The organism is Psychrobacter proteolyticus (assembly GCF_038155145.1).
GTDB classification, from domain to species: Bacteria; Pseudomonadota; Gammaproteobacteria; order Pseudomonadales; family Moraxellaceae; genus Psychrobacter; species Psychrobacter proteolyticus_B.
This window is the reverse complement of sequence record NZ_JBAKAY010000108.1, coordinates 1-225: the sequence shown is the minus strand read 5'-3', so window position 1 is coordinate 225 and position 225 is coordinate 1. Positions and strand designations below refer to the sequence as shown.

The 225-nt window shown below is 40.0% G+C and carries 1 pseudogene; it reads right to left on the bottom strand.

From position 1 onward, the window contains the following. Positions 1-225 (bottom strand): annotated as a pseudogene (locus V6252_RS13165) (hybrid sensor histidine kinase/response regulator); the annotation flags it as partial.

Here is a 225-nt window from a genome sequence, read left to right as displayed (position 1 = left end):
TGATCCATTAATATCACGTCATAACGTTCAGGAAATAGAGCAAAAGACTCAATTGCTTGCTGACCATCAGTAACATGAGTGACGGTATGACCACTGTTGGTTAGTGCTTTTTTGGCTATAATCGCATTAACAGTATCATCTTCTACCAACAATATATGACAAGCTCGCTCGTGACTAGGTTCCATCATCGTCATATCGTTAGAGTCTTGCCATACCTCAGATTTG